This is a genomic window from Halorubrum aethiopicum (genome assembly GCF_001542905.1).
GTDB classification, from domain to species: domain Archaea; phylum Halobacteriota; class Halobacteria; order Halobacteriales; family Haloferacaceae; genus Halorubrum; species Halorubrum aethiopicum.
This window is the reverse complement of sequence record NZ_LOAJ01000001.1, coordinates 2,950,536-2,972,344: the sequence shown is the minus strand read 5'-3', so window position 1 is coordinate 2,972,344 and position 21,809 is coordinate 2,950,536. Positions and strand designations below refer to the sequence as shown.

Annotated in this window: 23 protein-coding genes and 1 tRNA gene; 8 read left to right on the top strand and 16 right to left on the bottom strand. The window is 69.6% G+C overall.

Annotated elements, in window-relative coordinates; all coding sequences use genetic code 11:
- Positions 1 to 97: 97 nt before the first annotated feature.
- From AXA68_RS14235 to sucC, 4 genes are all read right to left on the bottom strand, one after another.
- Positions 98 to 2,734, bottom strand: a complete 2,637-nt coding sequence (locus AXA68_RS14235; RefSeq protein ID WP_066418647.1) for a GAF domain-containing protein — start codon at positions 2,732 to 2,734, stop codon at positions 98 to 100.
- A gap of 29 nt (positions 2,735 to 2,763) precedes the next feature.
- Positions 2,764 to 2,904, bottom strand: a complete 141-nt coding sequence (locus tag AXA68_RS16850) for a hypothetical protein (protein ID WP_157884843.1) — start codon at positions 2,902 to 2,904, stop codon at positions 2,764 to 2,766.
- Between the two features lie 86 nt (positions 2,905 to 2,990).
- Positions 2,991 to 3,860, bottom strand: a complete 870-nt coding sequence (gene sucD / locus AXA68_RS14230; RefSeq protein ID WP_066418090.1) for a succinate--CoA ligase subunit alpha — start codon at positions 3,858 to 3,860, stop codon at positions 2,991 to 2,993.
- Positions 3,857 to 5,002, bottom strand: a complete 1,146-nt coding sequence (gene sucC / locus AXA68_RS14225; RefSeq protein ID WP_066418088.1) for an ADP-forming succinate--CoA ligase subunit beta — start codon at positions 5,000 to 5,002, stop codon at positions 3,857 to 3,859. Before sucC ends, sucD begins: the two co-directional genes overlap by 4 nt.
- Before the next feature lie 114 nt (positions 5,003 to 5,116).
- Between sucC and AXA68_RS14220 the strand changes: the two genes are divergently transcribed.
- Complete coding sequence (locus AXA68_RS14220; RefSeq protein ID WP_066418087.1) at positions 5,117 to 5,500, top strand: ACT domain-containing protein; 384 nt, start codon at positions 5,117 to 5,119, stop codon at positions 5,498 to 5,500.
- A 117-nt stretch (positions 5,501 to 5,617) separates the two neighbouring features.
- Here the strand turns inward: AXA68_RS14220 and AXA68_RS14215 are convergent, their stop codons facing one another.
- Positions 5,618 to 7,027 (bottom strand): class II fumarate hydratase, encoded by a 1,410-nt coding sequence (locus tag AXA68_RS14215; RefSeq protein WP_066418085.1) that lies wholly within the window; start codon positions 7,025 to 7,027, stop codon positions 5,618 to 5,620.
- A gap of 86 nt (positions 7,028 to 7,113) precedes the next feature.
- On the opposite strand from AXA68_RS14215, the gene AXA68_RS14210 reads away from it, so the two are divergent.
- Both AXA68_RS14210 and AXA68_RS14205 read left to right on the top strand, forming a co-directional pair.
- Positions 7,114 to 7,374 (top strand): hypothetical protein, encoded by a 261-nt coding sequence (locus AXA68_RS14210; protein ID WP_066418084.1) that lies wholly within the window; start codon positions 7,114 to 7,116, stop codon positions 7,372 to 7,374.
- A 100-nt stretch (positions 7,375 to 7,474) separates the two neighbouring features.
- Positions 7,475 to 8,806: a hybrid sensor histidine kinase/response regulator gene (locus AXA68_RS14205; protein ID WP_080505269.1), complete on the top strand. Its 1,332-nt coding sequence runs from the start codon at positions 7,475 to 7,477 to the stop codon at positions 8,804 to 8,806.
- A gap of 32 nt (positions 8,807 to 8,838) precedes the next feature.
- On the opposite strand, the gene AXA68_RS14200 is transcribed toward AXA68_RS14205, so the two are convergent.
- Both AXA68_RS14200 and AXA68_RS14195 read right to left on the bottom strand, forming a co-directional pair.
- Entirely contained in the window at positions 8,839 to 9,222 is a 384-nt protein-coding gene (locus AXA68_RS14200) for a hypothetical protein (RefSeq protein ID WP_066418079.1), read from the bottom strand.
- A 101-nt stretch (positions 9,223 to 9,323) separates the two neighbouring features.
- The gene (locus AXA68_RS14195) at positions 9,324 to 10,322 is read right to left on the bottom strand and encodes a phosphate signaling complex PhoU family protein (protein ID WP_066418077.1); all 999 of its coding nucleotides are present in this window, start codon (positions 10,320 to 10,322) and stop codon (positions 9,324 to 9,326) included.
- Positions 10,323 to 10,641: 319 nt separating this feature from the next.
- Between AXA68_RS14195 and AXA68_RS14190 the strand changes: the two genes are divergently transcribed.
- Both AXA68_RS14190 and AXA68_RS14185 read left to right on the top strand, forming a co-directional pair.
- Positions 10,642 to 10,752 (top strand) — tRNA-Glu (locus tag AXA68_RS14190).
- A gap of 117 nt (positions 10,753 to 10,869) precedes the next feature.
- Complete coding sequence (locus AXA68_RS14185) at positions 10,870 to 12,063, top strand: cystathionine gamma-synthase (protein WP_066418074.1); 1,194 nt, start codon at positions 10,870 to 10,872, stop codon at positions 12,061 to 12,063.
- Between the two features lie 33 nt (positions 12,064 to 12,096).
- On the opposite strand, the gene AXA68_RS14180 is transcribed toward AXA68_RS14185, so the two are convergent.
- The 4 genes from AXA68_RS14180 to AXA68_RS14165 are packed head-to-tail and all read right to left on the bottom strand — an operon-like array spanning position 12,097 to position 14,546.
- Entirely contained in the window at positions 12,097 to 12,429 is a 333-nt protein-coding gene (locus tag AXA68_RS14180) for a hypothetical protein (protein ID WP_066418072.1), read from the bottom strand.
- A complete protein-coding gene (locus AXA68_RS14175) occupies positions 12,426 to 13,298 on the bottom strand; it encodes a hypothetical protein (RefSeq protein ID WP_066418071.1) in 873 nt (290 codons plus the stop codon). The genes AXA68_RS14180 and AXA68_RS14175 overlap by 4 nt, the downstream gene beginning before the upstream one ends.
- The gene (locus tag AXA68_RS14170) at positions 13,295 to 13,897 is read right to left on the bottom strand and encodes a DUF2589 domain-containing protein (protein WP_066418064.1); all 603 of its coding nucleotides are present in this window, start codon (positions 13,895 to 13,897) and stop codon (positions 13,295 to 13,297) included. The genes AXA68_RS14175 and AXA68_RS14170 overlap by 4 nt, the downstream gene beginning before the upstream one ends.
- Before the next feature lie 10 nt (positions 13,898 to 13,907).
- Positions 13,908 to 14,546: a DUF2589 domain-containing protein gene (locus AXA68_RS14165; protein WP_066418062.1), complete on the bottom strand. Its 639-nt coding sequence runs from the start codon at positions 14,544 to 14,546 to the stop codon at positions 13,908 to 13,910.
- 223 nt (positions 14,547 to 14,769) lie between these two features.
- On the opposite strand from AXA68_RS14165, the gene AXA68_RS14160 reads away from it, so the two are divergent.
- Positions 14,770 to 15,717, top strand: a complete 948-nt coding sequence (locus AXA68_RS14160) for a D-2-hydroxyacid dehydrogenase (protein WP_066418059.1) — start codon at positions 14,770 to 14,772, stop codon at positions 15,715 to 15,717.
- Between the two features lie 26 nt (positions 15,718 to 15,743).
- Here AXA68_RS14160 and AXA68_RS14155 read toward each other — a convergent pair whose 3' ends face one another.
- Together AXA68_RS14155 and AXA68_RS14150 are read right to left on the bottom strand one after the other, a co-directional pair.
- Positions 15,744 to 16,208 carry a universal stress protein gene (locus AXA68_RS14155; protein ID WP_066418056.1) on the bottom strand — a complete coding sequence of 155 codons (465 nt, stop codon included), beginning with the start codon at positions 16,206 to 16,208 and terminating at the stop codon, positions 15,744 to 15,746.
- Between the two features lie 126 nt (positions 16,209 to 16,334).
- Positions 16,335 to 17,891, bottom strand: coding sequence for a heme-binding protein (locus tag AXA68_RS14150; protein ID WP_066418053.1), 1,557 nt, complete (start codon positions 17,889 to 17,891; stop codon positions 16,335 to 16,337).
- A gap of 173 nt (positions 17,892 to 18,064) precedes the next feature.
- On the opposite strand from AXA68_RS14150, the gene AXA68_RS14145 reads away from it, so the two are divergent.
- A complete protein-coding gene (locus AXA68_RS14145) occupies positions 18,065 to 18,271 on the top strand; it encodes a hypothetical protein (RefSeq protein ID WP_066418051.1) in 207 nt (68 codons plus the stop codon).
- Between the two features lie 25 nt (positions 18,272 to 18,296).
- On the opposite strand, the gene AXA68_RS14140 is transcribed toward AXA68_RS14145, so the two are convergent.
- The 3 genes from AXA68_RS14140 to AXA68_RS14130 are packed head-to-tail and all read right to left on the bottom strand — an operon-like array spanning position 18,297 to position 20,542.
- Complete coding sequence (locus tag AXA68_RS14140; protein WP_066418049.1) at positions 18,297 to 18,527, bottom strand: hypothetical protein; 231 nt, start codon at positions 18,525 to 18,527, stop codon at positions 18,297 to 18,299.
- 49 nt (positions 18,528 to 18,576) lie between these two features.
- Positions 18,577 to 19,767 (bottom strand): glycosyltransferase family 4 protein, encoded by a 1,191-nt coding sequence (locus AXA68_RS14135; RefSeq protein WP_080505268.1) that lies wholly within the window; start codon positions 19,765 to 19,767, stop codon positions 18,577 to 18,579.
- Between the two features lies 1 nt (position 19,768).
- Complete coding sequence (locus AXA68_RS14130) at positions 19,769 to 20,542, bottom strand: GTP cyclohydrolase III (protein ID WP_066418048.1); 774 nt, start codon at positions 20,540 to 20,542, stop codon at positions 19,769 to 19,771.
- Between the two features lie 156 nt (positions 20,543 to 20,698).
- Between AXA68_RS14130 and AXA68_RS14125 the strand changes: the two genes are divergently transcribed.
- On the top strand, positions 20,699 to 21,475 hold the full coding sequence (locus AXA68_RS14125) for an HAD-IIA family hydrolase (RefSeq protein WP_066418046.1): 777 nt from the start codon (positions 20,699 to 20,701) through the stop codon (positions 21,473 to 21,475).
- Positions 21,476 to 21,809 lie beyond the last annotated feature (334 nt).

Sequence of the window (21,809 nt, the reverse complement as noted above, 5' to 3'; positions counted from 1 at the left end):
GTGGGGCGAGTCGGCCATAACCGTGGTCCGGGTGTGCGCGGACCGCGCACGCCCGCGGTCGCGGTTCCGGGTCCGGGCTGCGTCCGGCTCGCCGACGCTACCCGTCGGTTCGGAACTCGAAGCGCGCCCCGGTCTCGGTCCCGTCTCCGTTCCCCTCCGCACCCTGATCGACCGCGATCCGCCAGCCGTGCGCGTCGGCGATCTCCCTGACGATCGCCAGCCCGAGCCCGGAGCCGCGGTCCGCACTCGAGATGCCGTACTCCATCGCCTGCTCGGGGTCCACCTCGTCGAACCCCGGCCCGTCGTCGGCGACGAAGAACCCTTCCGACAGCGTTCCGACGGTCACGGTGACCCCCGGATCGGCGTCCGATCCCGGCGAGATCCTGCCGTCCGTGGAGTGGCTCGAACACGCTGATGCGGAGTCTTCGTCGTCAGGAGAGACGGCGACGCCGTCTCTCGAACGATCGTGCTCGACGCTGTCGCCGGACTCCGCCGGAGTCCGGCTGCTCGTGGAACCGTGTTCCACGCTGTCGTCGGCCGTAGGCCGACTGCCCGTCGAGCCGTGTTCGACGCTGTCGCCGGACGCAGTCCGGCTGCTCGTGGAACCGTGTTCCACGCTGTTCCGAAACAGGTTCTCGAACAGCGTCCGGAGTCGCTCGGGGTCGGCGTGAACGGTCGCGGCCTCCGCCTCGATCTCGAGGGCGGCGCCGTCCGTGTCGACGGTCCCCCACGCCTCCCGCGCGGCGTCGGCGACCGTGACCGGCTCCGGGTCGTCGACCGTCCGTCCCTCCCTGGCGAGCGCGAGGAGGTCGTCGATCAGCTCGCCCATCCGAGCGTGGGCCTCCTCGACCCGGTCGAGCTGCTCGTGGGCGTCCTCGCCGTCGATCAGCGGGCGGAGGAGTTCGACGCGCCCGCTCGCGACCGTGAGGGGGTTCCGGAGGTCGTGTGAGACCACGCCCGCGAACTTCTCGAGGCGGTCGAGCTCCCGCTGGAGCGCGGCGTCGCGCTCGCGGAGCTGCTCGGTGCGCTCGGCGCGGTCCAGCGCGGCGGTCACGTTCGCGGCCAACACCCGCGCGAGCTGGACGTCCGTGTCGTCGAAGAAGTTCGGGTCGGGCGATCCGAGCGGCATCACGCCGTGGCTTCCGAGGGGCACGACGAGCAGGCTTCGGAGGTCGCCGTACTCCACGGCCGTCTCCGTCGCCGTGAGGTCGTCGACGACGACCGTCTCCTCGCGGTCGAACGCGTCCCACATCAGCCCGGCGTCCGGTCCGAACGGCGGGCGCTCGCCGAGCGCCGCCGTCGCCTCCTCGCTTATCACCGTGGGCTGAAGCGTTCCCGCGTCGGGGTCGTACAGCCGGACCCCGCTGCTCGGGAACCCGAGGATGTCGATCGCGGTTCGCGTCGCGACCTCGGCGACCTCCTCGCGGTCCTCGCCGGCGAACATCTCTCGGGTCGCCTCGTGGAGCCGACGGAGGGTCCGTTCGACCCGCTTCTGCTCGTCGATGTCGGCGTACACCAGGTGGACGAGGACCTCCCCGTCGGTCTCCGTCGGGATGGCGTGGAGGATGAAGTCGCGCACCCCCGAGACGGTTCGACGCTCGACCTCCGTCCGCACCGTCTCCATGTCGGTGTCGAACCAGTCCGGCTCGATCGACGCGACGTCCGCGGGGACGATCCTCGCGCACATCTCCTCGTAGGTGACCTCGCCGGCGACGCAGCCGAACGTCTCCTCGAACGCCTCGTTCGTCGCGTCGAGCCGGCGCTCGCCCGCCTCGTCGATCGCGAGCCGCGCCACCGGCGACGGGACGTTGTCGAACAGCGCCGCGAGCCGGTCGCGTTCGGCCCGGAGCGCCGCCTCCGTCTCGATCTGCTCTATCGCCTCGGCGGCGTGGGCGGCGACCAGTTCGGCGAACTCCACGTCCCGCTCGTCGAAGGTGGCTCGTCCGCTCGAGATCGCCTGAATCAGCCCGTATCCGCCGATCGGGACGCTGATCGCGGACTCGATGTCGTCGGCGACGGGGTCGGCCTTCGCGGAGGTGTCGACCTCCTCGACGAGGAACGTCCGCTCATCGGCCACGGTTCGACCGGCGATCCCCTCCCCGAGTTCGAACCGGCGCACGTCGTCCTCGGTGACGCTCTCCGAGAGCGCCGCCGGATAGACGTAGTCACCCTCGCGTCGAGCGGTGAGACAGCGGTCGAACTCGAGGACCTCGGAGGCGACGTCGACGACCCGCTCGAACACCTCTCCGACGCTGTCGACACAGGAGAGCCCGGTCGCGAACTCGTGGATCGCGGTCACCTTCCGGTTCACCTCTTGGAGGTCGGACTCGGCCTGTCGCCGGCAGAGCGCGTTGTCCACGCGGTTCGCGAGCATCTCGTACTGGTCGGCCCCGCCGCCCTTCTGGAGGTAGTCCGTGACGCCCGCGGAGATCGCCTCGCTCGCGATCTCCTCGGATCCCTTCCCCGTGAAAAGCAGGAACGGAAGCTCGCCGATCTCGGAACGAACCGTCTCGAGCAGCTCCAGTCCGGTCGACTCCGGCATGTCGTGGTCGCTGACGACGCAGTCGATCGGCCGCTCGCGGAGCCGATCGAGCGCCGCGCCCGGCGACGTCACCGCGATCGTCTCGATCCCGTCGAGGAGCCGCTCGAGATACGTCGCGACGAGATCCGCCGCGCCCGGCTCGTCGTCGACGACGAGGACGACCTCCCGTCCATCGGTGGCTCGCTCGTCCACGCGTTCGTCCGGATCTCCCTCTCCCTCGCTCACTCCCGTTCACCCCTGCGCGGACTCGTCCGCCTTCCGCCGGCCCCGACGCTTCCGACCCGCTCCGCGCGGTCGCTCGAGGTCGGCCGCCGCGCTCCCCCGATCGGCTCCGCGGAGCCGATCCCGGGGCGTGGTATCATACGGTTCGAAACACTTCGCGTTTATTTGAAGGTTTCGTGGGAGTATCAGGACTGATTGCGCCGCCGGGAGAACCGCGAGAGAGGCCCTACAGGAAGCTCTCGACGTGGTCCGCGACCTCCTCGGGGGTGTCGCCGACGGGGACGCCCGCGTCGTTGAGCGCGTCGATCTTCGACTCCGCGGTGCCCGTCCCGGAGCCCGAGACGATCGCGCCGGCGTGGCCCATGCGCTTGCCCGGCGGGGCGGTGCGGCCGGCGATGAAGCCGGCGACCGGCGTGTCCATGTGCTCGCCGATGAACCGCGCGGCCTCCTCCTCGTCCTCGCCGCCGATCTCGCCGCACATCACGACCGCGTCGGTCTCCGCGTCGGCCTCGAACGCCTCGAGCGCGTCGATGAAGGAGGTGCCGATGATCGGGTCGCCGCCGATGCCGATGGCGGTCGTCTGGCCGATCCCGCGCTCGGTGAGGTTGTCGACGACCTGGTAGGTCAGGGTGCCGGAGCGGGAGACGAGCCCCACGTTGCCGTCGGCGAAGATGTTGCCCGGCAGGATGCCGAGCTTCGCCTCGCCCGGCGTGATGATCCCCGGACAGTTCGGCCCGAGCAGCCGCGTGTCGGTCTCGGAGAGCCGCTTGTTCACCTTCGCCATGTCCTGGGTCGGGATCCCCTCCGTGATCGCGACCGCGAGGTCGAGGTCGGTGTCGAGCGCCTCGAAGATCGCGTCCGCGGCGAACGCCGGCGGCACGAAGATCACGGAGGCGTCGGCGTCCTCCGCCTCGACGGCCTCGTCGACCGTGTCGTACACCGGGACGCCGGCGGCCTCCTGGCCGCCCTTGCCGGGCACCGCGCCGGCGACGACGTTCGTCCCGTACTCGATCATCTGTTCGGCGTGGAACTTGCCTTCCCCGCCGGTGATCCCCTGGACCACCACGCGCGTGTCGTCGTCGACGAAAATGCTCATTGGGTCACCTCCTCCGCGTTCTTCACCGCGCGCTGGACGGCGTCCTCCAGCGTCTCCTCGACCTCCACGAGGTCCGTGTTCAGGATCTCCATCCCCTCCTCGGCGTTCGTGCCGGCGAGCCGGACGACCACCTTCTTCGGGATCTCGTCGAACTGCCCGAGGGCCTCGTTTATCCCCTTCGCGACCTCGTCGCCGCGGGTGATCCCGCCGAAGATGTTGAAGACGACGCTGTCGACGTTCTCGTCGGAGAACACCATGTCGAGCGCGTTCGCGACGCGGTCGGCCTTCGCGCCGCCGCCGATGTCGAGGAAGTTGGCGGGCTTCCCGCCGTAGTAGTCGACCAGGTCGAGCGTCGTCATCACGAGCCCCGCGCCGTTGCCGATGATCCCGACGTTTCCGGAGAGACGGACGTAGTCGAAGCCGTACTCGCCGGCCTTGCGTTCGAGGTCGTCCTCGTAGGACTCCTCGGCCATCTCCGCGAGGTCGGGCTGGCGGAACAGCGCGTCCTCGTCGACGTTCATCACGGCGTCGGCAGCGATCACGTCGCGGTCGCTCGTGATCATCACCGGGTTGACCTCGATCTCCGAGGCGTCGCTGTCCTCGTAGAGGTCGTACAGCGTCGAGAGGATCGACGCCACGTCGAGCGCCACGTCGGCGTCGACGCCCGCCTCGTAGACGACCTTGCGGGCCTGGTACGGGTGGAGCCCGAACGCGGGGTCGACGTGCTCGCGGGCGATCGCGTCGGGGTTCTCCTCCGCGACCTCCTCGATGTCCACGCCGCCCTCGGTCGAGACCATCAGGACCGGCTCGCCCTCGCCGCGGTCCATCGTGACGCCGACGTACAGCTCGTCGACGAAGTCGACGCCCGCCTCGACGAGGACGCGGTCGACGGTGTACCCCTTCAGGTCCATTCCGAGGATCTCGTCGGCGTACTGCTCGGCCTCCTCGCGGTCGGTCGCGATCTTGATCCCGCCGGCCTTCCCGCGTCCCCCGACGTGGACCTGCGCCTTGATCGCGGCCGGGTACCCGATCTCGTCGACGGCGTCGAGCGCCTTCTCGACGGTCGTCGCGAGCCGGGAGTCCGGTACCGGGATCCCGGCGTCCGCGAAGATAGACTTCGCCTGATATTCGTGAAGTTTCATCCGTTTCGAAGGCCGTTCGACGGCGGCTTAAATGGTGCCGATCCGGCGCGAGCGTCGGAGACGGCAGGACTCGCAGCGACGGGTCCTTTTGTCCTCGGAACGGGTTGAGTCCGCATGGACCCGAGCGAGTTCCTCGAAGGCGGAACGGTCGGCCTCTCGTCCGAGACGTACGCGGTCTGCCGTACCGACCGCGATCACCCCGACGCGTTCGCGACGATCCGCGAGGCGGGCGAGACGACGGTGGTCGTCGAGAGCGACGACGTCGAGGCGGTCGACGCCGACGCGGTCGAACCCGGATGGAGACGCCTGACCTTCGAGATGGATCTCCCGTTCGAACTCGTCGGGTTCCTGGCGGCGGTCGCGACGGCGCTCGCGGAGGCGGACGTCTCGGTGTTCGTCCTCTCCTCGTACGCGACCGACCACGTGTTGGTCAAGGAGGCGGACCTCCCCGCCGCCGTGCGACGACTCGAGGATCTGGGGTGTGAGATCGTCGAGTGACGGCGACGCCCGGCGAGGCGGTCCGGGTCGGCGGGCGTGGTAGGGCTGGCGGGCGTGGTAGGCGGGCGTCGTAGGCGGGCGTCGTAGGGTCGGCGACCGCGATCGACGCTCGGCGGCTTACTCCTCGTCGCCGAGGATGACGCGGTGGGTCATCGCCTCGGGGTCGAGCACCTCGTCGGCCTCCGCCTCGGTGAGGTACCCCTCCGCGACGGCGACCTCGCGGACGCTCTTGTCCTCCGCGAGCGCCTTCTTGGCGACCTTCGAGGCCTTGTCGTAGCCGATCGCGGGGTTCAGCGCGGTCGCGAGCGCCATCGACTGCTCGACGCGCGTCTCGCAGTGCGCCTCGTTGGCCTCCAGCTTCGCGACGAAGCGCTCGCCGAACGTCTCGGCCGCGTTCGAGAGCAGTTCGGCCGACTGGAGGAAGTTGTGCGCGACGACCGGCTTGTAGAGGTTCAGGTCGATCTCGCCGCGGGCCGCGCCCGCGGAGACGGCGGCGTCGTTGCCGACGACCTGCTTGTGGACCTGGTTGACCGACTCGGCGACCACCGGGTTGATCTTGCCGGGCATGATCGAGGAGCCGGGCTGGTTCTCCGGCTGTTCGATCTCGCCGAGACCGTTCCGGGGGCCGGAGGCGAGCAGGCGGAGGTCGTTCGCGATCTTGTTCATGCTCCCGGCGACCGTCCGCAACGCGCCGTGGGCCTCCGCCATCGCGTCGTGGGCGGCCTGCGCCTCGAAGTGGTCGTCGGCCTCGCGGAACTCGGTGCCGGTCGCCTCCGAGATGTACTCCGCGGCGAGGCCGGGGAACTCGGGGTGGGTGTTGAGTCCCGTGCCGACCGCGGTGCCGCCGAGCGCGAGCTCGCGGAGGTTCGACTGGACGGCCTCGACGCGCTCGATGCCCTTCGTGATCTGGGTGCGATACCCGCCGAACTCCTGGCCGAGCCGGACCGGCGTGGCGTCCTGGAGGTGGGTGCGGCCGGTCTTGACGACGCCGTCGAACTCGGCCTCCTTCGCCTCGAGTTCGGCGTGGAGCGTCTCGAGGGCGGGCACGAGGTCCTTCTCGACGGCCTCGAGGGAGGCGACGTGCATCGCCGTCGGGATCACGTCGTTCGACGACTGCCCGTAGTTGACGTGGTCGTTCGGGTGGACGACGCGGTCGCCGATCTCCGCGCCCGCGATCTCGGCGGCGCGGTTGGCGATCACCTCGTTGGCGTTCATGTTCGAGGAGGTGCCCGAACCCGTCTGGAAGACGTCGACGGGGAACTGGTCGTCGTGCTCGCCCGCGATCACCTCGTCGGCGGCGGCGACGATCGCCTCCGCGGTGTCGTCGTTGACGAGCCCCAGGTCCCGGTTCGCCTGCGCGGCCGCCTTCTTGACGACGCCGAGCGCGCGGACGAACCGCCGCCCGAACCCGATCCCCGAGATGGGGAAGTTCTCGACGGCCCGCTGGGTCTGTGCGCCCCAGTAGGCGTCGGCCGGCACCTGCATCTCGCCGAGGCTGTCCTCCTCCGTGCGGTAGTCCTCGCCCATGCTCCGTCCTTCCCCGGAGACGGAGTAAAAGCTACCTTTCCCGGCGTGGCCGCATCGCTTTTGTCGTCTCCCGTCGAAGCGCGGGCATGCGCGCTCACCTGCTCCTCGCCGCCGGACTCCTCGGGCTGATCGAGGCGGTCGCCCCCGGTCCCCTCGTCCGAGTGCTCACCCGCGTCGCCTACCGGAACGCCGAGGACGCGGAGCCGAAGCCGTGGGTCCTCGCGGCCGCTCGCGTCGAGGGAATCCTCATCGTCGCCGGCGCGCTCGTCGGGCTCTTCCGGCTCGCCCGCGCCGGGGACGAGGGGGAGGCCGCCGGAGAGCCGTCGACGGTTTCCGGCGGCGAGTAACCGACCCCGAGCCGTCCCTCGATCGCGACCGGTCGAGCGATCGAGCGGTTCGGACCGCCGACCCGAAACTATATTCCGCGCGACCTTCTCGCGTACTATCATGACCGATCCCCTCCACCGGTCGCACGCCGCGCGAGACGAGGGGATCCGGGTCCTCCACGTCGACGACGATCGGGCGTTTACCGAGCTCGTCGCCACGTTCCTCGAGCGCGTCGACGACGCGTTCTCGGTCCGGTCGGAGACCGCCGCCGCCGACGCGCTGGCGGTGCTCGAGTCGGGAGACGAGCGGGTCGACTGTATCGTCAGCGACTACGACATGCCGGAGATGGACGGGCTGACGTTTCTCGAGCGGGTTCGCGACCGCGGCATCGACGTGCCCTTCGTGTTGTTCACGGGGAAGGGATCCGAGGAGATCGCGAGCGAGGCGATCGCCGCCGGGGCGACCGACTACATCCAGAAGGAGGCGGGAACCGACCAGTACACCGTGCTCGCCAATCGAGTGCGCAACGCCGTCGACCAGTACCGCTCGAAGCGGGCGCTGGCGGCGAGCCAGGAGCGGCTCTCGCGGTTCATCGAGCAGTCCCCGCTCGCCACGATCGAGTACGACGAGTCGTTCCGGATCGTCCGGGTGAACCCGGCCGCGGAGGCGGTGACCGGCTACGACGCCGAGGAGCTCGTCGGCGGTACCTGGATGCCGATCGTCCCCGAGGAGGAGCGACGGAACGTGGCCGAGATCGAACGCCGCCTGCTCGCCGACCGCGGCGGCTACCGGAGCGTCAACGACAACGTCACTCGCGACGGCGAACGCATCCGCTGCGTGTGGCACAACCAGGTGGTGACAAACGACGACGGCGAGGTGATCCGCGTCTTCTCGCAGTTCGAGGACGTCACCGACCGCGAGGAGCGGAAACGCGAGCTCGAGCGCACCAACGCCGTCCTCTCGACCGTCTTCGCCACGCTCCCGTACGGCGTGCTCGTCGAGAACGCGGACCGTCGCGTTCTCGCGCTCAACGACCGTCTGTACGAGCTGTTCGGGATCGACGGCGACCCCGAGGACGCGATCGGGCGCGACTGCGAGCGGTTCGCGGTCGACGTGAGCGACCGGTTCACGGATCCCGAGGGGTTCGTCGACCGGACGAACGCGATCGTCGCGGAGCGGCGACCGGTCTCCAACGAGGTGTTGACGTTTGCCGACGGCCGGACGGTCAGTCGAACCTACCGTCCGATCGACCTCCCGCAGGGCGCGGGACACCTCTGGCTGTATCGGCGGGGCGAGGCGGGCGGAAGCGAGGCGGACGGAGGCGAGGTGGACGGAAGCGAGGCGGGCGGAAGCGAGGCGGACGCGGGCGAGGCGGGCGGAGGCTGGACGGGCGGCGGGAGGAGCGCGAACGGCGGGGACGACGAAGTCCACGGAGACGAGAACGACGCCTGATCGGCGTTCGTGGCGTCTCCGGCGCGCGACCGCTACAGGTCCGAGAGCCTGATCCCGTCGTCGACGAGCCGGAAGTTGCGCTCGCGGTCGAGCTCGCCGGCGAGCCACTCGTGTTCGTACAGCTGGCCGATCAGCTCGACGTAGAGGTTCCGCCAGGCGATCGCGTAGATCGGCGACTGTCCCCACGCGCGGAGTTCGGGCACGAACTCGTGGTAGGTGCTCGCCTGCGCCTCCATGCGTTCGACCGCGTCGACGACGACCGTCGCCGCCTCCGACGGGTCGCTCCCGTCGATCTCCTCGTTCAGGCGGGACTGGATCCCGGCGATGGCCCGCCGCATGTCCCGTTCGGCGGTCTCGTCTCCCTCCGGCAGCGACTCGATGACCCCCCGCGGGACGCCTAACTCGATCTCCGGCATGGAACCGAGTCAGGCGTCGACGGACAAAAAGACACGGCAGTCGGCCGGACCGGCGGACCGGAACGCGATCGCCGCACGCGACCTCGGAACGCGTCGCCGGCTCAGGGAGTCGGCGCGGCCTTCTGGAGGGCGGTCTCGGCGACGTTTCCGCCGTAGTCGGCCGACCGGAGGACGGAGTCGACGACGAGCCCCAGAAGCTGTGCGCGGGTCGGGTCGAGCCCGCGGAGCAGCTCGTCGATGGCCCGCACGCGCTCGTCGATGGCGCGGACGCCGGTTCTCGCCTCGTTCGCGAGCCGGGTCGCCTCGTCGTTGTCCTCGGCGAACAGCGCGTCCATCGCGGTGTCGACCACCTCGACGGCGTCGCCGTGGAGGTCGTCGATGGCGTCGATCACCTCCTCGGGGAGCGGCTCGTCGATGTTCAGCGTCAGGTGGGCGATCTTGGTCGCGTGGTCGCCGACCCGCTCCAGTTGGCGCGCGCTCGAGTGGTAGTCGAAACACTCCTCGCGGGGGAGCCCGAGCTCCTCCGCGGCCTTCGGCGTCCGGAGGGTCGCCCGGAAGATCCGCGAGACGACGAGCCACAGCCGGTCGAGGTCGTCGTCGCGGCCGATCACGTCGCGCGCGAGGTCGTGGTCGAGTTCGGAGAGCGCGGTGATCGCGTCCTCGAGCATCGACAGCGAGATCAGCCGCATCCGGGTGACGGCGTTGTGGATCGACAGCTCCGAGGAGTCGAGGAGGTCGCGGATCACGACCCGGTCGCGGGTCTCCTCCAACACCTCGAGGCCGACGAGGCTCTGGACCGCCTCCCTGACCGTCGAGCGCTGCTCGGTGGTGATCTCGCCGCCGGTCAGTTCGATCACGTCGAACCCGCTGACGTACATCGTCGTCACCGCGCGGGTGAGGTCCTGTCCGGTCAGATCGGTGATGTCGAGGCTCCCCCGGGTCCGGTCCTCCTCCGAGCGCGGCGTGAGGAAGAGCGAGTCGCCGTCGGGGTAGAACTCGACCTCGCTTCCCGCCCCGACGTCGTTCTCGGTCGCCCAGGACTTCGGGATCGAGACCGTGTACGTCGAGCCGCCGGTGACCTGCACCTTCCGCGTTTCCATGCGATCCGATCGTGGTCGGCTCTACTTAACGCTGTGGTAAAATATATAGTCTGCTCCCCTCGTCGATCGAAACGGACGGATCGGACGGATTCGGCAGATAGACGGCCTTTCAGCCCATGTTGGAGAGCCGTCATCCCCGATCTTCTCCGATACTTCGGAGAGACGCACGTCGCTTACATAGTCTCTGTGATGTATATATATCGGACCGACGGCTCCGGCGGCGTCGCCGCGTCGACCCCGGTTCGGGTCCGTGTGACGCCGTGGCTCGCCGAGGGGAGTTGAGAAGAGTTAAATCGGGTCCGTCGTAACGGACGAACGCGCTCGGTTGGTGTAGTCCGGCCAATCATGTTGGCCTTTCGACGAACGTGGCACCTCGCCGTGCCGGTTCGGAAGACAGCCGACGACCAGGGTTCAAATCCCTGACCGAGCATTCTGCGAGAAACGACGCGACGAGCGGCCGCACAGCCGACCTCCGAGCCGCCGGCTCCGCTCCCCCGTCGCCGACCGAAAGGACAAGAGTGAGGTCCCCGGACGCCGACGGACACCCATGAGCGACCACGACCCAGCGGACGACGGCTCCGACGCCGAGGGGTTCCGATTCGAGACGCGGGCGATCCACGCCGGCCAGGAGCCGGATCCGGAGACCGGCGCGCTGATGACGCCGATCCACGCCAACTCGACGTACAAGCAGGACGCCCCCGGCGACCACCGCGGCTACGAGTACTCCCGGACGGGGAACCCGACGCGAACCGACCTCGAGGAGAACCTCGCGGCGCTGGAGTCGGGCAGTCACGCCCGCTGTTTCTCCTCGGGGATGGGCGCGATAAACACCGTCCTCAACCTGCTCTCCGCGGGCGATCACGTCGTCGCCGGCGACGACGTCTACGGCGGGACCCACCGGATCCTCACGCAGGTCTACGACAAGTACGACCTCGAGACCACCTTCGTCGACACCACCGACCACGACGCGGTCCGCGAGGCGATACGACCGAACACGGAGCTTGTCTGGGTCGAGACGCCGACGAACCCGCTGATGAACGTGAACGACATCGGCGCGCTCGCGGACATCGCCCACGAGGCCGACGCGCTGTGTGCCGTCGACAACACGTTCGCGACGCCGTACCTCCAGCGGCCGCTCGAGGACGGCGCGGACGTCGTCTGTCAGTCGCTCACGAAGTACCTCGGCGGCCACTCCGACACGATCGGCGGCGCGCTGATCGTCGACGACGCCGACCTCGACGAGGAGATCGGCTTCTACCAGAACTCGGTGGGCGCGACGCCCGGCCCGTTCGACGCGTTCCTCGTGCTTCGGGGCACGAAGACGCTCCCCGTTCGGATGGACCGCCACTGTGAGAACGCCGCCGAACTCGCCGAGTGGCTCCAGGACCACGACGACGTGAGCCGCGTCTACTACCCCGGACTGGAGTCGCACCCGCACCACGAGCTCGCCGCCGAACAGATGGACGACTTCGGCGGGATGCTCTCCTTCGAGTTCGACGGCAGCCTCGAGCAGGCCTCGACCGTCGTCGAGGAGACGGAGGTGTTCACGCTCGCGGAGTCGCTCGGCGGCGTCGAGAGCCTCATCGAGCAGCCGGCCGCGATGACCCACGCCGCGATCCCCCGCGAGGAGCGGCTCGCCGCCGGGCTCACCGACGGGCTGATCCGCGTCTCCGTCGGCATCGAACACGTCGACGACATGAAGGCGGACCTCCAGCGGGCGTTCGACGCCGCGCTGGAGTGAGCGTTCGGCGTCGCCTCGCCCCGCCTCCGTCGATCACTCCACGTCGGCGTTCTCGATCGCTCCCGCCTGCCGTTCGAACTCGTCCGTGTGGTTCTGGACGATCGCGGACCCGAGCGCGCCGAAGCCGCCGCTGCCGTCGAGCCACGAGACGCTCCCGTCCTCCTCGAGGAACCCGAAGCGTCCCCGCTCCTCGTCGATGACGAGCACGCCGGCGAACAGGCCCGTCGTCCCCTCGGCGATCGTCACCTCGTATCCACGGTCCTCCAGCTGTTCCCGGTACCGTTCCATCCGTTTCCGAAGCGACGTTCGGTGCTCCGTGCGCAGCGGATCGAAGTACTCGTCGAGTGGTGGATCGTTTTCGGTCATCGTTCGTCGGTCGTGGCGTCGTCGCGATCGCGGTCGGACTCCTCCTCGTCGGTTCGGTCGGGCCCCGTGTCGGTCGCGCTCGACCCGAACGGGTCCATGAGCGTGTCGAGATCGAGATCGAAGAACCGCCCGCCCTCCGCGGAACGGCGGACGGGCGACGGTCCGTCGCCGATCTCGCCGCGACGGTCGCTTTCCCCACCGGCCGAGCCGTCGTCCGAAGCCGCGGATTCCTCGTTCTCTCGCGTTCGCTGTTCGTCCCGTTCGTCCTCGTTTCGTCTTCGTCGTTCCCGTTCGTCCTCGTCCCGTCGTTCCCGTTCTTCCTCGCTCTCGTCGTCCGCGTCACGTGACGACGGCTCCGGATCGCGGTCGTCCTCGGGTTCCTCGCTCTCGGATTGCCTGCTCTCGGATTCCCTGCTCTCGGATTCTCTGCTCTCGGATTCCTCGCTTTCGGACTCCTCGCTCTCGGACTCTCTGGTTTCGGATACCTCGTCCGCCGCGGCGGACGAACCGGGGACGGGAAAGTGGACGTCGACGGCGTCGGGGCCTCCCGGCGTCGACTGCGGGTCCGGAAGGTCTCCCGCCTCGAGCATGTCGTAGACCTCGAGATCGACGTCGATGGCGGTGTCGTCGTCCGGTCCGGGCTCGGTGACGACGAGCTCCGTCCCCTGCTCCGTTTCCCGCGCCTCGAGCCCGACGTCGAGCGTCACGGAGAGGTCGGACGCGTGATAGACCGGCACGCTGGCGTCCTCGGGTAGCCTCCCCGCCTCGATCATCCGGCGGAGTCGCCGCTGTCCGTTGATCAGCGCCAGCGTCTCGGCCTCGGCCGCGGCGTCGTACACCGCCGCGAGGTAGCTGTCGAGCGTCGTCATTCCCGTGTGGTCTCGTCGAGGGCGGACGGGATCTCCTCGGTCCGCTCCGAGGCCTCGCGGTCCTCGCGGACCGCGCCGTTCGCCGCCCGTTCGAGCATCTCCATGCCGGTCGACTGGGTGTCGATCTCCGCGACCATTCGGACGTCGAGGTCGAACTTCGTCTTCGTCCTCCGGGAGAACGTGGTCTCCTCGGAGGCCGGCGACACGCGGAGGCGGCTCGGAGCGAGCGTCGGAAGCCCCGCCGTCCCGCCGGATCGCTCCGGGTCCTCCTCGCGCTCCTCGGATTCGGTGTCGACGATCCGCGCGGAGAACTCCTGTTCGATCTCGTGGACGACGAGCTCCGGTACCGAGAGGAAAAGCACGAGCGGCACCGTGAGCCGTCGGCTCGCCTGGCGCTGTTCGCCCGTTTCCGGGTCGACCTCGGTCGTTCGGTACTCGAAGGAGACCGTCACCAGATCGCCCTCGTCGTCGAACCCGACCTCCCGAATCAGCGAGAGCGACTCGGTCTGTGCCTGGATGCTGGCCTCGACGGCCGCGACGAGCGGCCCGGAGAACAGCGACGACAGCGGGAGGTCCGCGAGGGTATCTGTTCCGTTCACTGTTCTCCGTTCAGTTCGTGTTCCCGTTGCTGTTTCCGTTGCCGTTGCCGTTGCCGTTCCCGTTCGAGGAGTCGTCGGCGATGGTCTGTTCGAGCGCGCCCATCAGCCGGTTCACTCCCTCCGGCGGTTCGACCGACTCCGCCGCCACGTGGACGGACTGGTCGTACGTTCGCTCGATCTCCTGTCCGCGCGACGTGGAGCGCTGATAGCTCACGTTGACCTCGGATTTGGTCTTCCCCTGGAGGAACCCGAGGTCCGCGCTCGCTTGGGTCGTCCGTTCGTATCCGAACTCGAACTCGCTCGACTGCTCGTACGACTCCACCGAGTTCAACTTGACGTTGAAGTCGATGGTCACGTTGCTGACCTCGAAGTACGGGATGTTCAGGAGCAACAACAGCGGGACGGACAGCGAGCGCTGCTCGGTCGTCTCGTTGCCCTGGTCGTCGACGATCCGTTTCTCGTACCCGAAGTCGACGGTCACCGGCTCCGGCTGCCCGACGGTCGGCTCCGTGAAGCCGACCGACCTGATGAACTCCGCCGCCGTCATCGAGGCCTTCGCGTTCGCCTCGACCGCGGCGCGCAGCGGCGTCCCGATGACCTCCTCGTACGGGATGCTACCCAGCTCGGCCGCGAAATCTGGATTGGGCATAGGTAACGGTTGACATGTTAATTTCAAAGCACTAAGTATTTACGACGATCGAGCGGGAAAATCATCGGATCTCGGGGCGAAATCTCACACCTGGAGCGTTCTCGAGTGGTGGATCGCCGGCCTCGGCGGGGGGAAACGAGCCCGTTCCCTCGTTCGCGCCCGGACGCTCCCGTCCGCTGCCGCAGCACGCACGCTTTTCAGCGGCGTCGGCGAACACGCCGACATGAGCGACCCGGACGTCGTCGTCCTACGGCAGAAGATCCACGGCATCGAGGGGAGCGACTACGCCGAGACGCTCCGCGAGCGGCTCCCCGACCGCGAGGTCGCGCTTGCCCGGACGCCCGCCGAGGAGCGCGAGTACCTCTCGCGGGCGCGGGTCGCGACCGGGTTCGCGGTCGAGGAAGAGGACCTCGCGGCCGCCGAGAACCTGGAGCTGTTCGCCTGCGTGTACGCGGGGACGGGCCACCTCCCCCGCGAGGCGTTCGAGGAGCACGGGGTCGCGGTGACGAACGCCTCCGGCGTCCACGGCCCGAACATCGCCGAGTACGTCGTCGGCGCGATGATCGGTCACGCCCGCGGCTTCCACCGCGCCCAGCGGCAGAAGCAGCGCCGGGAGTGGCGGTCGTATCCCACGACCGAGGTGTACGGATCGCGGGTCGCCGTCGTCGGCCTCGGAGCCATCGGGGAGACGATCGTCGACCGGCTCTCCGCGTTCGACGCCGAGACGGTCGGCGTCCGCTACACCCCCGAGAAGGGCGGGCCGACGGACGAGGTGGTCGGCTTCGACCGGATCCACGAGGCGGTCACGGACGCCGAGTACGTCGTGCTCGCCTGTCCCCTCTCGGACGCGACGGAGGGGCTGATCGACGCCGACGTGTTCCGGACGATGCGCTCGGACGCCGTGCTCGTCAACGTCGCACGCGGCCGGGTCGTCGACACCGACGCCCTGGTGTCCGCGCTCCGGAACAACCGGATCCGCGGGGCCGCCCTCGACGTGACTGACCCCGAGCCGCTTCCCGAGGACCACCCGCTGTGGGGGCTCTCCGACGTCACGATCACGCCGCACAACGCCGGACACACCCCGGAGTACTTCGACCGCCTCGCCGACGTCCTCGCGGAGAACCTCGACCGGCTGGAAGCCGGCGAGGAGCTTCGGAACCGGGTGTTCTGACGCGGTTCGGTCCCGTCGTCGCCCGCTCAGAACGTGACCCGCCGGGGGTCCTCGTCGGTGAGCCGGCGAACCGTCAACACGGGGGGATCACACGTCCTGACGACGTTCTCGGCGACGGACCCGATGAGGAAGCGGTTCTCCCCGTGTCGCCCGCGCGTCCCGGTGACGACGAGGTCGGCGTCGATCTCGTCGGCGTACGAGACGATCTCCCTCGCCGGCCGTCCCTCGCGCACCTCGGTCACGACATCGAGGCCGTCGTCGCGTTCCGCGCCGCTCTCGACGACCGCCGCGAGCGCGCGCTCCCCGTGGTCGTCGAGCGCGTCGCGGAGGTCGTCGCGAACCTCGTCGGGGGACGACTCGACCTCGCCGGTGTCGAGGACGTACAGCGCGTGAACCGCCGCGTCGAAGCGCGCGGCCACGTCGATCGCGACGTCGACCGCCCGACCCACGCTGTCGGAGCCGTCCGTCGCGACCACGATCGTGTCGAACATGGCCGACCGTTCGCCGACGCGGAAGTTAAAAGGGGGCGGTCGCGGGATCGGCGGCGGTCCGGGGGAGTAGATCGGTTCGGACCGTCGGGTCGGAGTCGGACGGTCCGCGGACCGGACCCGGCCGTCTCAGGCCAGGAAGACGTGTCGCGGCCGGTCGGCGAGGACCTCTCGGCCCCACTGGACGGTCTCGCGGAAGTCGTCGGAGCGGAAGAAGTCCATCGCGTCCTCCCTCGCGCGCCACTGGCTGGCGATGAACATGTCGTTCTCGTCCTCGACGTTCACCATCAGGTCCGTCTCGAGGTGGCCCTCCATCCCGGCGAGGGCCTCGCCGACCTCGTCGAAGGTGTCGGCGAAGTCCTCGCGGTGTTCGGGTTTGACGGTGTAGAACATCCCCATCGTCCCGAAGCCGGACTCCTCGCCGGCACGCCCGACGACCTCGGGCAGCTCCGAGAGGAACCCGGCGGCGGTCTCGGCGGCCGAGGCGGTCTCCCAGAGGGAGACGACGGCGGCGCGGTCGGTCGATCGACCCTCGTACACCGCGGTCTTCACGTGCGTGCCGTAGTGGTCGAAGTTGGCGCGGAGCCCCTGGACCTCCTCGAAGAGGTCGTCGACGTCGGCCTCGCTGTACAGCACCGTGGCGAACACGTCCTCGCCGTGGGGTTTGCCGGCGTAGATGTCGAGGTCGGCGAGCTCGCCGCGGATGTCGTCGGCGTCGGCGGACCCCTCGGCGTCGTCCTCGCCGTGGGAGCGGTCGTCGCCGCCGTGGGGGTGATCGCCCTCGCCGCCGGCGCTCCCGTCCCCGTGGGGGTGATCGCCGTGAGCCGAGCCGCCCTCGCCGTGGTGGTCGTGCGCGTCGGCCCCGCCGTGGTGGCCGTCAGCGTCGCCCCCGCCGCCCGCGTCGCCGGTCGGGACCGGCTCGCCGGCGAGGTACGCGCCGAGGTCCTCGGGCGGGAACCGGCGGCCGACGTAGAACCGCCCGAACTCGCCGTACCGCGAGGAGGCCTCGTCGAACCGCATCTCGTAGACGATGTCCTTGATGTCCGTCGGGTCCGACCCGAACAGCGTTACGCCCCACTCGTGGTCGTCGAAGCCGACGGAGGAGGCGATCACCTGTTTGATCTTCCCGGCGTACTCGCGGCCGACGTCGCCGTGGCCGGACATCAGTTCGGCGCGCTCGTCGAAGGGGAGGGCGTACCAGTTGTACTCCTCGCCGCGGCGTTTGCTCATCGGATAGAAGGAGACGTACTCGTCGTCGGGGATCTCTGGTTTCAGCTTCCCCTCGATGTACCGGCGGAGCCCCTCGTCGACCTCCTCCTCGTCGCCCTCGAAGTAGGCGTCCGAGACGTAGCCGGACACCTCCGTGACCGAGACGTACGACGACTCGGTGGTCGTGAACTCGGCGAGCGCGGTGTTCTCGAAGCCCCGCTCGATCGTCGACAGCTCGTCGAGCGTCGGCCGGAAGTGGATCGTCAACAGGTCCGCCTTGTGCCCGAGCACGGAGAAGACCGCGGAGTCCCCGGCGTCGGCGGCCGCGAGCTTCTCACGGTGGAGCAGGTACGATCGGCCCTCCTCGACGGCGCGCTCCCGCTTCCGGTCGGGCGCGTCGCGCCACGCGTCCCAGTCGATCGACCGGAACTCGTGTAGCGCGAACCACCCTTCCTCCGTCGCTGGTGCCTCGACCATACGCGAGGTTGGGTCGCCGTGACTTAGGGGTTTTCGAGTCGTCGTCGCTCGCGATCCGGTCCGATCCGGTTCGGTCCGGTTCGGTCCGATCCGATCCGATCCGATCCGTGTCCGATCACGACGCGCGCCACGTCCCCGAAGGACTATACCGCCCACCCGCCACTCTCCGAGCGATGTCTTCCGAGGAGCCGACCGTCCCGATCGTGTGTACCGACTGCGAGACGGAGACGCGGGTCCCGCTCTCGGACGTGGCGGACGCGCTCTCCCGGCACAACGAGGGGAAACACGGCGGCGAGGAGGTCGCCGAGGTCGACCCGGGACTCAAAGACCAGCTGGCCGACCTCGTCGCGGACGACCTCGGACTGTTCGAGGAGGAGTGAGGTCGGGGCCGGAGGGTCGGCGGCCTCAGTCGTCGTTCGCCAGCGCGCCCTCAGGGTGGCCCTTGTGCTGGAGGTTCCGGTTGTCGCGCTTCTCGACCGCGGTCGCGGGGATCACCTCGTCCACCTCCGAGCGCGGGCGACCGGTGTAGCCGTGGTCCGCGGTCTCCTCGCAGTGGGCCATCGCGTCGTGAGCCCCCTCCCACGGTCCGGCGTCACACCCCTCGGCCGTACAGACGAAGACTATCTCTTCTGACATTCTATCCGGCCGTTCTCGGCATGGGTATAAAAATGCCACACGCGAATTATCACTCGTGAGAGTTCCCGGAGCCAACGGCCGCGTCCGGTCCCTCGCCCGTCTCGCCCTCGACGATCCCGCGGAGGAACCGGCGGACGCGCCCGCAGGTCTCCTCCCAGGTGGGGTGCTCCCGGAAGGTCTCGCGGGCCCCCTCGCTCAGCCGGCGGAGGCGGTCGCGGTCGCGCGCCAGCGGCCCGACCGCGTCGGCGACGGCCTCGGCGTCGTCGGGCGGGACGAGCGCGCCGTTGTGGTCGCCGACGAAGTCGCTCGCGCCGCCGTTCGCCGAGGCGATCGCCGGCAGCCCGAACGCCATCCCCTCGAGGTAGACGATCCCGAACGGCTCGTACCGAGAGGGGACCGCGAGGAGGTGCGCCGAGCGCAGCTCCTCCCGGAGGGCGTCGTCGTCGACGCGGCCGGCGAAGGCGACGCGGTCCGCGACTCCACGTCGATCGGCGAGCGCCCGCAGCGACGCGACGTGCTCGGGCGCGACGCCGACGTCGCCGACGACGCGGAGCCGCCAGTCGATCCCGTCGTCGAGCAGCGACAGCCCCCGGATCAGGGTCGTGATCCCCTTCCGCGGGGTGACGTTGCCGACGGCGACCACCCGAAACGGGTCCCGCGTCAGTCGGTCGCCGGAGAGCGCCGGCGCGGTCCCGAGCCGGTCGCCGGCGGGGGGCGCGACGATGCCCGGAAACGGGGGCTGCTCCCCGGTGTCGTCGACTCCGCACAGCTCGGCGACGGCCTCCCGCGTCGGCCGGCTGTTGAACACGTACGCGTCCGCGGTCCGGAGGTAGTCGCGCTCGATCGCCCGGACCGCGCGGTCCCCGACCGCCTCGCCGACGACCGCCGACCGGAGGTAGTGGACCAACGCGACCACGGGCGTCCCGACCCTGCGGTTCGCGAGGAACAGCGACGGGCCGCAGTAGGCGTCCTCGACGACGACGTCGAAGCGTTCGAGGCGGTCGACCAGTCCGGGCGCGAGGTTCGTGAGGAGCGACCGCCGGTAGGACCGTTCGGGCAGCGAGACGACCTCGACCGTCCAGCCGCGGGCCGCGAGGTGGTCGGCGAGCCGTCGGTCGTAGAGAAATCCCCCGGAGCGGGCGTCGAGGTCGCCGTAGACGACGATCCCGACATGGGGGGCATCGGCCCCCTCGTCGGCCTCGGAGGCCTCGCCCTCGGAGCCGCCGCCCCGATCGCCCATCTCAGTCGCCCGCGGCCGGCGCGCCGAACAGTTCGACGGCGGTCCCGCCGTGGCGGCAGTCCTCCAGCGCGTGTTTGGCGGCGAAGCCCGCCTCGTGGGCGGACGCGCCCCGACCGACGCCGACCTGGAGCTCCACGTCGACGTCGGCGACGACGTGGTCGACCGCGTCCACGAACGCGGACTCGGGCATGTTCGGGCAGACGGCGATCACGTTGTCGCCGCCGACGAAGAAGGAGAGCGCGCCGTGCTCGCGCCGGAGGTGTCGCATCAGCGACGCGTACGCCCGCTCGATGTCGATGAACGTGTCGAACTCGTTGAGCCGGTCGGTGTACTTGCCGGTCACGTTCACCACGTCGAAGTGGGCGATCTGGACGTCTCCGGGGCTCGTCTCGGTGAGATACTCGCCGGCGAGCACCTCGGTCCGGCCCTCGTCCTGCGCGCTCCCCTCGGTCTGGAGCCGGCCGTTGGCCGCCTCGAGGGCGTCGATCGGCCGATCGCTCACGGCCGTCCCGAGGCTGACGGTCACCGGGTAGCGGTTGCCGATCGATTCCTGGAGCGTGGCGTGGGCGTCGCCGTCGACCCCGTTCGTCACCGCGATCATGTTGTCGAAGCGGGTGAAGAAGGCGTACCCGTCGCGGTGGCCGAGGAACTCGGCGATGTCGGCGAAGAGTCGGGACTGGAGGCTCTGGAGGTCCATCTCCCGTCGCGGCTTCGGCGTCACCGTCCACGGCCCGTAGTTGTCGATCTGGACGAGGGTCACCTGGGTCGTCGTCACAGTACACCTCGATTCGGACCGGTGCCGCTTTACGCTTCCGTTATCCCGTGCGTGCGACCGATCACGATATTGGGACGAGAATGCCACTCGGTCGGCCGACGGCCCCGACGCGCCGGCGAGCGCAACCCATACGGCGACGGCGACCCAGGAACGGACATGGACTTCTCCGGTGCCGTCCTCGACGTCGACGGGACGGTCGTGCGCGGCGACGACCCGATACCCGGCGCGCCGTCGGGGTACCGTCGGCTCCGCGAGGCCGGCGTCGAGACGCTGTTCGTCTCGAACAACCCGACGAAAGCGCCGCCGGCGTACGTCGACCGACTGGGCGCGGCGGGGTACGACGCGACCGCCGCCGACGTGATCACCGCCGGGAGCGTGACCACGGCGTACCTCCGCGAGCACCACGCCGGCGACGACCTGCTCTGTCTCGGCGCGCCCGGCCTGTTGCGGCAGTTCGACGACGCGGGGCTCTCGACGACGGACGACGTCGACGCCGCCGACGCGCTCGTCGCCTCGATCGACCGGTCGTTCGACTACGACGACCTCTGTGCGGCGCTGTGGGCGCTTGAGCGGGGAATCCCCTTCATCGGCACGGACCCCGACGTGGTCATCCCCGCGGCAGAGCGGGACGTTCCCGGCTCCGGCGCGGTGATCCGGGCGGTCGCGGCCGTCGCCGAGCGCGACCCCGACGTGGTCCTCGGCAAGCCCTCGGACCCCGCCATCGAGGCGGTCCGCGAGCGACTCCCGTACCCGCCCGAGGAGTGTCTCGTCGTCGGCGATCGCCTCGACACCGACATCGAGCTCGGCGCGCGCGCCGGCATGACCACCGTTCTCGTACTGTCGGGCGTCACCGACGAGGGCGACCTCGCGGCGAGCGACGTCGAACCCGACCACGTCCTCGACGATCTCGGCGAGATCGACCGGGTGCTCTGACCGGAGCGGAACCGGACGTTATTTCCGCATAGTTTATGTAGGAGTACGGCAACTACCCGGGTATGACAGCGGTTGACTCACACGACGTGGCCGCGGACGACGACGAGGCCGACCCCGAGGACGAGGTCCCGGTCATCGAGGGCCACGCGGTCCAGTTCAACGAGTACCGGTACTGAGACGCGTCGAGTTCGTCTCCGTTCCGAGACGTGTACCGTCGGGTCCGCCGGAACGCTGTTTCTCGCGCCGTTCCGTCCGCTCCGGTTGTTCGGCCGGCGACCGTCGACGCGTCGCCCCGCTGTCGGGAGGGTTAAGTGGTCGTCGCGGATACTCGTCG